The sequence below is a fragment of the Vibrio sp. 10N.261.52.C2 genome (assembly GCF_041471425.1).
GTDB classification, from domain to species: domain Bacteria; phylum Pseudomonadota; class Gammaproteobacteria; order Enterobacterales; family Vibrionaceae; genus Vibrio; species Vibrio crassostreae_C.
In genome coordinates, this window is the sequence record NZ_JBFROH010000049.1 from 24,742 (window position 1) to 34,480 (window position 9,739).

At 44.8% G+C, this 9,739-nt stretch carries 6 protein-coding genes and 5 tRNA genes; 5 read left to right on the forward strand and 6 right to left on the reverse strand.

The features are described from left to right. Positions 1-798: 798 nt before the first annotated feature. The 5 genes from AB4307_RS17805 to AB4307_RS17825 all read right to left on the reverse strand — a co-directional run bounded on the left by AB4307_RS17805 (position 799) and on the right by AB4307_RS17825 (position 1,405). Positions 799-875 (reverse strand) — tRNA-Pro (locus AB4307_RS17805). Positions 876-930: 55 nt separating this feature from the next. Then, positions 931-1,006 (reverse strand) — tRNA-His (locus AB4307_RS17810). A 44-nt stretch (positions 1,007-1,050) separates the two neighbouring features. Beyond that, a tRNA-Pro gene (locus tag AB4307_RS17815) sits at positions 1,051-1,127 on the reverse strand. Positions 1,128-1,204: 77 nt separating this feature from the next. Beyond that, positions 1,205-1,280, reverse strand: a tRNA-His gene (locus AB4307_RS17820). A gap of 48 nt (positions 1,281-1,328) precedes the next feature. Then, positions 1,329-1,405 (reverse strand) — tRNA-Arg (locus tag AB4307_RS17825). A 298-nt stretch (positions 1,406-1,703) separates the two neighbouring features. Here AB4307_RS17825 and AB4307_RS17830 point away from each other — a divergent pair. Continuing rightward, complete coding sequence (locus AB4307_RS17830; RefSeq protein WP_372132837.1) at positions 1,704-2,117, forward strand: c-type cytochrome; 414 nt, start codon at positions 1,704-1,706, stop codon at positions 2,115-2,117. Positions 2,118-2,198: 81 nt separating this feature from the next. Here the strand turns inward: AB4307_RS17830 and rep are convergent, their stop codons facing one another. Continuing rightward, on the reverse strand, positions 2,199-4,217 hold the full coding sequence (gene rep, locus AB4307_RS17835; protein WP_017061960.1) for a DNA helicase Rep: 2,019 nt from the start codon (positions 4,215-4,217) through the stop codon (positions 2,199-2,201). A 180-nt stretch (positions 4,218-4,397) separates the two neighbouring features. Between rep and AB4307_RS17840 the strand changes: the two genes are divergently transcribed. The 4 genes from AB4307_RS17840 to ubiK all read left to right on the forward strand — a co-directional run bounded on the left by AB4307_RS17840 (position 4,398) and on the right by ubiK (position 9,615). Continuing rightward, entirely contained in the window at positions 4,398-4,979 is a 582-nt protein-coding gene (locus tag AB4307_RS17840) for a TetR/AcrR family transcriptional regulator (RefSeq protein ID WP_017061961.1), read from the forward strand. A gap of 18 nt (positions 4,980-4,997) precedes the next feature. Further along, a complete protein-coding gene (locus AB4307_RS17845; protein ID WP_017061962.1) occupies positions 4,998-6,104 on the forward strand; it encodes an efflux RND transporter periplasmic adaptor subunit in 1,107 nt (368 codons plus the stop codon). Between the two features lie 11 nt (positions 6,105-6,115). Further along, entirely contained in the window at positions 6,116-9,244 is a 3,129-nt protein-coding gene (locus AB4307_RS17850; protein WP_017061963.1) for a multidrug efflux RND transporter permease subunit, read from the forward strand. 119 nt (positions 9,245-9,363) lie between these two features. After that, complete coding sequence (gene ubiK, locus AB4307_RS17855) at positions 9,364-9,615, forward strand: ubiquinone biosynthesis accessory factor UbiK (RefSeq protein WP_017061964.1); 252 nt, start codon at positions 9,364-9,366, stop codon at positions 9,613-9,615. Positions 9,616-9,739: the final 124 nt, after the last annotated feature.

Sequence of the window (9,739 nt, forward strand, 5' to 3'; positions counted from 1 at the left end):
GACAATTTGGCAAATAATTCACAGAAAAGCAACAAAAATAGGATAAAAAGTCGACATTAAACGCTTAGCAAGCAAAAGTGCCACATAACTATTCACCAAAAGAGCATATAGTAAGAAAAATCAACATTATATTATCGGCAAGAAATACTCACAAACTCCTTACCACTACTTACTTGTAGAGTTAAAGCCGTGCTTCAAAGCAGATCTCACTACCAGTCACTAAAAACAAATAATTATTCCAAAAAACAATTAACACTATAGAAACAAACGCTAATTTTGTTAATTTGAACAAATAAAACAACCAGATAAACGTTAATTAGCCATACATTTAACCATCTGTATTATTTTGGTAAATACAAAACAGACAAACGAAAGGCCTAATAAATCAGAGGAGTTTTTGAACGACCAAATGCGTACAAAGCTGTCAAATTCAGGCCTTAGTGAGCAAATTTAGGGTCAGGTTTCACTTTTCATAAGAGTCTTTAGACCAAACCCATTAATATGTCGAATTATTGAGCACTCCATTTATATAAAATTAGATATAGAACTGTACATTTGATAAAGAAAGCAACTCTGCAGCAGCACCATTATCAAGCAGATCGTTAGGAATCTGTCTTATATAAGAAGGGGAGATAGATGTAAGAAGCCCCGTCATTTCTGACGCGGACGGCTAGTTGAGGCTTCTTAAGTGATCAGTGAAGAGACATTCTTTGAACATCAGGCGAACCCCACTCTGTTCAAGTTATCTAAGTTTCAGATGTAAAAAAGCCCTAGTCTTTCGACTAGGGCTTCTTAAGGTGGTCGGTGAAGAGGGATTCGAACCCCCGACCCTCTGGTCCCAAACCAGATGCGCTACCAAGCTGCGCTATTCACCGAGACGTTTCGTTTGATTTCTCAAACTGGGAACTTCAAAGAAGCTACCAAAATTAATGGGGTGGCTAACGAGATTCGAACTCGCGACCACCGGAATCACAATCCAGGGCTCTACCAACTGAGCTATAGCCACCACTAATTTTTTATATAACCGCTTAAAAGCGATTATTGAAATAGTGGTCGGTGAAGAGGGATTCGAACCCCCGACCCTCTGGTCCCAAACCAGATGCGCTACCAAGCTGCGCTATTCACCGACTAGTTTTGTATCGACTCTTGGGAATAATGAATCAACACTGGAAGCCGAAGCTACCGATATTTTGTAAAGAAAGAATGGGGTGGCTAACGAGATTCGAACTCGCGACCACCGGAATCACAATCCAGGGCTCTACCAACTGAGCTATAGCCACCATTATTTCTTTTTGCCAATTTCTCACTTACCGAAGTAAGAGACCGGATGGCGCGCCTGAAAGGATTCGAACCTTCGGCCTTTGGCTCCGGAGGCCAACGCTCTATCCAGCTGAGCTACAGGCGCATGCCCTGTCGGCGGAGTGGAATAATACGTATATCACCCAATGCCGTCTAGTACTTTTTTAACTTTTTTTTCTGTTTGGTCTCTTTTTCGACAGTTAATATGTGATAAACCCCTTATTTGAGTACTACAACCCGCCACAGCTTATAAGTTGTTGTTTATTGCAACAACTTATCGGGATATAATCACCCATTATTTACATTGGTTTAACAGTTGCTCTTTGCTGGTTAAAGCCAAAACACCCTTCCAACACTATAAATTGGTAAGCATGTACTTACCTTGGGAATGTAAAGTGAGTTTAATGGATATATCTCGTCGAATTTTAAGCGTTGTCATCGCAGTTTTAACCTTTTCAACTGGCGCAATGGCTGCAGGCCTAAGCGAAGCGGAGCACGATGCAATTGCTGAACGCATCAAACCAGTTGGCCAAGTTTACCTAGTCGGCAGCGAGCCAGTAGCCGCAGAACCAACAGGCCCTCGTGATGGCGCAGCAGTTTACGGTACCTTTTGTATCGCTTGTCACGCATCTGGCGTAAGTGGCGCACCTAAAACAGGTGATGCTGGTGATTGGGGGCCTCGTATTGCTCAAGGTCGCGACATTCTAGCTGACCACGCAATCAACGGCTTCAATGCGATGCCAGCGAAAGGTTCATGTATGGATTGTTCAGACGACGAAATCAAAGATGCTATCGAGCACATGATTGCCGGTCTGTAATTAAAAATGCCAGATTCAGAAAAGGTGACCTCATGGTCACCTTTTTTATTGGCTTCTATATAGTGCGATTAAAGTAGGGCATTACTTCTTGTTGAACATCGCTCGAATATTCGCAATGTGCGCCTGCCCTTTTTCCATTCTTTCTTCAGCGGATTGAGGCTTCTTAACGCTTTCCCACTCCACATCATCGTGCGGCAGCTCATCGAGGAAGCGGCTTTGTGTTGGCTTTATTAATTCACCATATTGACGACGTTCACGACACTTAGTAAAAGTCAGCTCTTTCTGCGCTCGAGTAATCCCCACATACATAAGACGACGTTCTTCTTCTACGTTGCCTTCATCGACACTGGTTTGGTGCGGCAAGATGCCCTCTTCTGCACCCATCAGGAATACATATGGGAACTCTAGACCTTTCGATGCATGCAATGTCATTAATTGGACTTGATCTGCATCGTCATCATCCTCACCACGCTCCATCATATCGCGCAGCGTTAAACGTTGAACCACCTCGCGCAGGGTTTTCTCTTCTTTATCGTAGTTGTCACCCTCAAGATCGGCCACAATCCAGCTATACAGATCAGAGACGTTCTTCATTCGCATTTCAGCGGCTTTCGGGCTCGCTGAGGTTTCGTACAACCAATCTTCGTAGTTGATGTCACGAACCAAAGAACGAACGGCTTCAACCGTATTACCACGCTCGGCATTGTCTGAGATACGAACAATCCAGTCACCGAAGCGGCGCAAATTTTCTAAACCACGCCCCGTCAGTGTCTGCTCTAAGCCCATCTCAAAGCTGGCTTCAAACAAGCTCTTGCCACGCATATTGGCGTAGCTGCCTAACTTCTCAAGCGTCACCGGACCAATCTCTCGGCGCGGTGTGTTTACAATACGTAGGAAGGCGTTGTCATCATCAGGGTTCACCAACACACGCAGGTAAGCCATGATGTCTTTAATCTCGGCTCTCGCGAAGAAAGAGGTACCGCCAGAGATCTTGTAAGGCACACGGTTCTGCATCAGCGCTTTTTCAATCAAGCGTGATTGGTGGTTACCACGGTAAAGCACTGCGTAATCTTTGTATTCAGTACGGTTCAAAAACTTGTGGGCGATGATCTCGCCGGTAATACGCTCTGCTTCATGCTCTTCATTCTTAGCATTCAGTACCTTGAGCTTTTCACCGTCTGGGATCTCTGAGAATAGTGACTTTTCATAAACGTGTGGGTTGTTGGCGATCAAGATGTTCGCCGCACGTAAGATTCGACTGGTTGAACGATAGTTTTGCTCGAGTTTGATCAAACGAAGATTCGGATAGTCCTCACCCAGCAACACCAAGTTTTGCGGTTTTGCACCACGCCATGAATAGATAGATTGGTCATCGTCACCAACTACTGTCAAGCGACCACGCTCTCCCACCAGTAAACGAACCAACTCATATTGGCTGGTGTTGGTATCTTGGTATTCATCGACCAGTAAATAGCGGATACGCGACTGCCAGCGCTCACGCACCTCTTGATTGGTTTTCAGTAGTAATACAGGCATCGCGATCAGATCATCAAAATCGAGTGCGTTGTATGCCTTCATCTGTTTCTGGTACATCTCAAAACAGAATGCAAACAACTGCTCTTGTTCGCCTTGAGCACGTGCTTTCGCCTGATCTGGCGTCAGCATGTCATTTTTCCAATTCGAAATGGTGCTCATTAAAGCGCGTAGCAAATCCTTATCACCATCGATCTGTCTCTCTGTTAACTCTTTTAACAAAGCTAACTGGTCTTGGTCATCAAACAGAGAGAAACCCGCTTTCAAACCCAGCGCTTTGTATTCACGGCGAATGATGGTTAAGCCCATGGTATGAAAAGTCGAAACAATCAGCCCTTTCGATTCGCCCTTACCTAGAGTTTGCCCAACACGCTCTTTCATCTCGCGTGCCGCTTTATTAGTAAAGGTCACCGCCGCAATATTACGCGCCTTATAGCCACATTCCTGAACCAGATAAGCAATTTTATTGGTGATAACACGTGTTTTACCGGATCCAGCGCCCGCTAATACTAAGCAGGGGCCCGAAACATATTTCACGGCTTCATCTTGTCTTGGGTTCAGTTTCATTTGATTCTCAGTTTGGTCTAGAGGGGCGAATTCAATTGCGCGCCTATAATAATGCTGCAACAGCACGAATGCTACGTTCTCTTATACAAGATTTTTACGCTGATTATGTAAAACTTTGTTGCACATGTGTGTGGTTATTAGGCTATAATGAATGAACGTTCATTCATTGGTGGTTGAAATATGACAACTCATGCACCTCGGGATAAACGCCAGCAAATACTTTCTGCAGCTGAAAAGCTAATTGCAGAGGTCGGTTTCCAAGGCCTTTCAATGCAAAAATTAGCCAAAGAAGCGGGAGTGGCTGCAGGCACTATCTATCGCTACTTCGATGATAAAGAGCATTTGATAGAAGATGTTCGAATGCTCGTGACTCAAAGAGTAGCTGATGCTGTTCAACAAGGGGTTAATGATTCGGATCCAATTAAACAACGCTACCGTACTATGTGGTTGAACATATGGAACTTAGCAGGAACGAATTTAGCCGCAATAAAAAATCGGGTTCAGTATGACTCTCTACCCATCACAAATAGCCTAAACTTCAGGGAACTAGAACGTAAAATGTTTGCCCAAGTTGAGCTGCTATTTAATGAGGGGAAAGAACAAGGATTGTTTAAACCACTTAACAATGAAGTATTAGGTGGATTGAGCTTGGCGGCTAGTGTTTCTCTAGCACGCAAGCATTCTTTAGGATTTTACCAACTTGATGAGGCAGAACTAGAATCTGCAATCGAAGCCAGTTGGGACGCAATAATTAAACACTAGATCGGAGTTTTGACCATAATGAAAAAGTGGACTTTCTTCATGTTACTCATCGCTGTACTACTTTTCGGCAGCGTTATTGGGTTTAACATGTTCAAACAACAAAAAATTGCTGAGTATATGGCCAACCGCCCTGAACCAGAGTTTCCAGTAACGGTAACTGAAGTTCAGCCGATCGACTGGGTTCCAGTGATTGAAGCTATCGGCTTCATCGAACCTAACCAAGGTGTGACACTAGCGAACGAAACCAGCGGTGTTATCGATCAAATTTCTTTCGAATCAGGTACTGAGGTTAAAAATGACCAACAACTGATCCGCCTTGATTCTGATGTAGAGAAAGCCAATCTAAAAAGCTCTGAGGCACGCTTACCGGCTGCTGAAGCTAAATACAAGCGCTACCAAGGGCTATTCAAGAAAGGCTCTATTTCTAAAGAAGCGTACGATGAAGCAGAAGCTAACTACTTCTCTCTTTCAGCTGATATTGAAAGCCTTAAAGCATCGATTGCCCGTCGCGAGATCCGCGCTCCGTTTGACGGCACTGTCGGTATTCGTAATGTGTATCTAGGCCAATACCTACAATCTGGCACTGACATCGTTCGCCTAGAAGACACCAGTGTTATGCGCCTACGCTTCACTATTTCTCAAAATGACATCTCTCGTATTGAGGTTGGTCAGGCGATCGACATCTTCGTTGATGCATACCCAGAAAAACCGTTTAAAGGTTCTATTAGTGCCATTGAGCCTGCGGTTAGCATCCAAAGTGGTCTTATCCAAGTACAAGCCGATATCCCAAACAACGATGGTAAGTTACGTAGCGGTATGTTTGCGCGCGCTAACATCATTCTACCTAAACTAGCAAACCAAGTGACACTGCCTCAGACGGCCATCACTTTCACACTTTACGGTGACAATGTTTATATTTTACGTGAAGAAGATGGTGTGCAGCGTGTGAAACAACAAGTGGTGAAAGTAGGTGAACGTACAGAAAGTATTGCTCACATACTGGAAGGCGTAGAGCCTGGCGATGTTGTCGTGACAACGGGTCAAGTTCGTTTAAGTAACAATGCTAAAGTTCGAGTTGTAGAAAGTGATGCAACGACGCCGCCAGCTGAAACACCAATGCTGTAATTGGAGGAATCATGCGCTTTACTGATGTTTTTATTAAACGTCCAGTTCTGGCTATTTCAATCAGCTTTTTGATCGCATTGCTTGGCTTCCAAGCAATCTTCAAAATGCAGGTTCGTGAATACCCAGACATGACAAATACGATCGTGACGGTCACGACGAGCTATTACGGTGCCAGTGCCGATCTGATCCAAGGCTTTATAACTCAGCCATTAGAACAAGCGATCGCTCAAGCCGATAATATTGATTATATGACGTCGCAGTCCGTACTCGGTAGCTCGACTATTACGGTCAATATGAAGCTCAATACCGACCCGAATGCCGCGCTGTCTGACATACTGGCCAAGACTAACTCGGTACGTTCTCAGCTTCCTAAAGAAGCCGAAGATCCAACCGTAACTATGTCTACCGGTTCAACAACGGCGGTACTCTACATTGGTTTTACGAGTGATGAACTCTCTGCAAGCCAAATTACCGACTACCTTGAGCGAGTGGTTAACCCACAACTGTTTACCGTTAATGGCGTATCAAAGGTCGACTTGTACGGCGGGATCAAATACGCATTACGTGTATGGCTTGATCCTTCCAAAATGGCAGCATTAAACCTGACAGCCACTGACGTGATGACGGTGCTTAATGCAAACAACTACCAATCAGCAACTGGCCAAGCAATTGGTGAGTTTATGCTGTACAACGGCAGTGCCAATACCCAAGTAACCAATACCGATGAATTAGAAAGGTTGGTGGTCAAAACCAGTCAAAATGGCGGTTCTATTGTTCGCTTAGGTGATATTGCTAAGGTTTCACTAGAAAAAAGCCACGATGTGGTTCGCGCAAGTGCTAATGGCAAACAAACGGTTGTAACCGCCATCAATGCAGCGCCAAGTGCTAACCCGATCAACATTGCTGCTGATGTTATGCAGCTGTATCCTGAGTTGGAGCGAAACCTACCAAGCAATATCAGCATGAATATCATGTATGACTCAACCATTGCGATTAATGAATCCATTCAAGAGGTTATACACACGATTGTTGAAGCCGCGCTGATTGTATTAGTGGTTATCACGCTATTCTTAGGCTCATTGCGTGCGGTTATCATTCCTATCGTAACCATCCCTTTATCGCTGGTTGGTGTTGCGATGGTGATGCAAGTCATGGGTTTCTCATGGAACTTAATGACGCTACTGGCGATGGTATTAGCAATCGGTCTAGTGGTTGATGATGCAATCGTAGTACTGGAAAACGTCGATCGACACGTCAAATTGGGGGAATCTCCTTTCAGGGCTGCCATCATTGGTACCCGTGAAATTGCAGTACCGGTTATTGCAATGACACTGACATTGGGCGCGGTTTATGCCCCTATCGCAATGATGGGTGGTATCACAGGCTCGCTGTTTAAAGAGTTCGCATTAACCCTCGCTGGCGCGGTATTTGTTTCTGGAATCATCGCTTTAACACTGTCTCCAATGATGTGTTCAAAGCTGCTAAAAGAAAATGCACAGCCGAGTAAGTTTGAACTGAAGGTACACAGCGTACTTGATCGTATGACAGGCCGTTACTCTAAGATGCTGCATGCGATCATGGATCATCGTCCGGTTATCATTGGCTTTGCGGTCATTGTATTTTTAAGCTTGCCGATGCTGTTTAAATTCATCCCAAGTGAACTTGCCCCTGCAGAAGATAAAGGGGTGGTGATGATGATTGGTACTGGTCAATCAACGGCTAACCTAGACTACCTAAGTAACACGATGGATGACGTGAGCGGTATCTTGGTGACCCAGCCTGAAATCCAATACGCTCAATCCTTCACTGGTGTACCAAACTCAAACCAAGCATTTGGTATTGCCTCAATGGTGCCATGGAGTGAGCGCACGGCTAGCCAATCTGAGGTAACGAACCGTATCAGTGGATTGCTACAAGATATCCCAGGCATGGCAGTAACCGCGTTCCAAATGCCAGAGTTGCCGGGTGCCGGTTCTGGTCTACCACTCCAGTTTGTGATTACCACACCAAGCAGCTTTGAGAGCTTATTCGCTATCGCAACCGATATTTTAACGGATGTGAAAGATAGCCCTCTCTTTGTCTACTCTGACCTTGATTTGAACTACGATTCAGCAACGATGAAGATTCAAATTGATAAAGATATGGCGGGCGCTTATGGGGTAACGATGCAAGATATCGGTGTCACCCTAAGCACCATGATGTCGGATGGTTACGTTAACCGTATTGACCTCAACGGTCGTTCTTATGAAGTGATCCCTCAGGTTGAGCGTAAGTTCCGCTTAAACCCAGAGTCAATGAATCATTACTACGTTCGAGCCAGCAATGGTGATGCTGTTCCTCTCGGTAGCTTGGTAACAATTGATGTGGTGGCAGAGCCTCGCTCTCTTCCTCACTTCAACCAGTTGAACTCAGCGACGGTCGGTGCGGTTCCTATGCCGGGCGCGGCGATGGGTGATGCGGTAAACTGGTTTGAAAACATTGCCCAAACCAAATTACCTGCAGGCTATAACCATGACTACATGGGTGAGTCGCGTCAGTTTGTAACAGAAGGCAGCGCACTGTATGTGACGTTCGGTTTAGCACTGGCGATCATCTTCTTGGTTCTGGCGATTCAATTTGAGTCGTTAAAAGATCCATTGGTTATCATGGTGTCGGTGCCACTCGCAATATGTGGTGCATTGATTGCGCTCGCTTGGGGCGCAGCGACGATGAACATCTACTCGCAAGTGGGGCTGATTACCTTGGTTGGTCTGATTACCAAGCACGGTATCTTGATCTGTGAGGTAGCAAAAGAAGAGCAGCTGCATAATAAATTATCACGCAAAGAGGCGGTTATGGAGGCGGCAAGGGTACGTCTACGTCCAATCCTAATGACAACAGCGGCGATGATTGCAGGCCTGATCCCATTGATGTACGCCACGGGTGCAGGTGCAGCTCAGCGCTTTAGTATCGGTATTGTTATCGTTGCTGGTCTGGCGATTGGTACGCTGTTTACGCTGTTTGTTCTGCCGGTTATTTATAGCTACTTAGCCGAAAAACATAAACCAATTCCAGTTTTCCTCGAAGATAAAGATCTCGAGAAGCTGGCCCGTGTTGATGAAGCAAAAGCGGCGCACAGAGAATTAGCTAACAATAAGTAATTTCCCTGTCGTATTAACAATAAAAAGGCTACTTCGGTGGCCTTTTTTTGTACGCCATAGGCGACATCTTTGATGTGATTAAATAGAATAGTGATAAATATTCAGGAGTTTTAATTGATATGTTTGATCCAAAAAAACTAGAGCAAATTGCTAAGCAGATCCACGATTCTATGCCTCAACCAGTAAAAGAGCTTGGTTCAGACGTAGACCAAAAAGTTCGCCAAGTTATCCAAGGCCAACTCAACAAGCTAGACGTTGTGAGCCGTGAAGAGTTTGATGTTCAAACACAAGTACTGCTTCGCACTCGCCAGAAGCTCACTGAAATGGAACAAAAACTGGCTGAACTAGAAGCAAAGCTTTCAGACAAATAGTCATTTTTTTCAATCAGTTCAAGTTCGAATAAAGGCTTACCTTCGGGTAAGCCTTTATTTTTTCCTCAATCTATCAAGCCTTCACCGGTAAAATAGTTGCAAGCATAAAAAAGGTTCATCGCGG

What these genes read in the sequence shown, in the direction of transcription:
- AB4307_RS17830 (WP_372132837.1), top strand. Translation starts at nt 1,704, where the DNA reads ATGGATATATCTCGTCGAATTTTAAGCGTTGTCATCGCAGTTTTAACC.
- rep (WP_017061960.1), bottom strand. Translation starts at nt 4,217, where the DNA reads ATGAAACTGAACCCAAGACAAGATGAAGCCGTGAAATATGTTTCGGGC.
- AB4307_RS17840 (WP_017061961.1), top strand. Translation starts at nt 4,398, where the DNA reads ATGACAACTCATGCACCTCGGGATAAACGCCAGCAAATACTTTCTGCA.
- AB4307_RS17845 (WP_017061962.1), top strand. Translation starts at nt 4,998, where the DNA reads ATGAAAAAGTGGACTTTCTTCATGTTACTCATCGCTGTACTACTTTTC.
- AB4307_RS17850 (WP_017061963.1), top strand. Translation starts at nt 6,116, where the DNA reads ATGCGCTTTACTGATGTTTTTATTAAACGTCCAGTTCTGGCTATTTCA.
- ubiK (WP_017061964.1), top strand. Translation starts at nt 9,364, where the DNA reads ATGTTTGATCCAAAAAAACTAGAGCAAATTGCTAAGCAGATCCACGAT.